At 52.6% G+C, this 1,472-nt stretch carries 1 rRNA gene; it reads left to right on the forward strand.

Features of this window, described 5'->3' with window-relative positions:
• A 23S ribosomal RNA gene (locus tag ACIONG_RS30500) occupies positions 1–1,372 on the forward strand; the annotation flags it as partial.
• Positions 1,373–1,472: the final 100 nt, after the last annotated feature.

A 1,472-nucleotide genomic window follows, 5' to 3' on the forward strand; every position in this document is an offset into this window, starting at 1 on the left:
TCTTTTAGATGACGAAGTGGTTGATGCCATGCTTCCAAGAAAAGCTTCTAAGCTTCAGGTAACCAGGAACCGTACCCCAAACCGACACAGGTGGTTGGGTAGAGAATACCAAGGCGCTTGAGAGAACTCGGGTGAAGGAACTAGGCAAAATGGCACCGTAACTTCGGGAGAAGGTGCGCCGGTGAGGGTGAAGGACTTGCTCCGTAAGCTCATGCCGGTCGAAGATACCAGGCCGCTGCGACTGTTTATTAAAAACACAGCACTCTGCAAACACGAAAGTGGACGTATAGGGTGTGACGCCTGCCCGGTGCCGGAAGGTTAATTGATGGGGTTAGCTAACGCGAAGCTCTTGATCGAAGCCCCGGTAAACGGCGGCCGTAACTATAACGGTCCTAAGGTAGCGAAATTCCTTGTCGGGTAAGTTCCGACCTGCACGAATGGCGTAACGATGGCGGCGCTGTCTCCACCCGAGACTCAGTGAAATTGAAATCGCTGTGAAGATGCAGTGTATCCGCGGCTAGACGGAAAGACCCCGTGAACCTTTACTATAGCTTTGCACTGGACTTTGAATTTGCTTGTGTAGGATAGGTGGGAGGCTTTGAAGCGTGGACGCCAGTTCGCGTGGAGCCATCCTTGAAATACCACCCTGGCAACTTTGAGGTTCTAACTCAGGTCCGTTATCCGGATCGAGGACAGTGTATGGTGGGTAGTTTGACTGGGGCGGTCTCCTCCTAAAGAGTAACGGAGGAGTACGAAGGTGCGCTCAGACCGGTCGGAAATCGGTCGTAGAGTATAAAGGCAAAAGCGCGCTTGACTGCGAGACAGACACGTCGAGCAGGTACGAAAGTAGGTCTTAGTGATCCGGTGGTTCTGTATGGAAGGGCCATCGCTCAACGGATAAAAGGTACTCCGGGGATAACAGGCTGATACCGCCCAAGAGTTCATATCGACGGCGGTGTTTGGCACCTCGATGTCGGCTCATCACATCCTGGGGCTGAAGCCGGTCCCAAGGGTATGGCTGTTCGCCATTTAAAGTGGTACGCGAGCTGGGTTTAGAACGTCGTGAGACAGTTCGGTCCCTATCTGCCGTGGACGTTTGAGATTTGAGAGGGGCTGCTCCTAGTACGAGAGGACCGGAGTGGACGAACCTCTGGTGTTCCGGTTGTCACGCCAGTGGCATTGCCGGGTAGCTATGTTCGGGAAAGATAACCGCTGAAAGCATCTAAGCGGGAAACTTGCCTCAAGATGAGATCTCACTGGAACCTTGAGTTCCCTGAAGGGCCGTCGAAGACTACGACGTTGATAGGTTGGGTGTGTAAGCGCTGTGAGGCGTTGAGCTAACCAATACTAATTGCCCGTGAGGCTTGACCATATAACACCCAAGCAATTTGCTTGCTTCGAGCTGAAAGGCGAAAGAGCACCAGATTGCGGTGTGTGAAGACGAAACGAACCGAAAGTTCGATGTTCACAAA

Origin of the sequence: Pseudomonas sp. NPDC087817 (genome assembly GCF_044742875.1) — a bacterium.
Lineage (GTDB): Bacteria > Pseudomonadota > Gammaproteobacteria > Pseudomonadales > Pseudomonadaceae > Aquipseudomonas.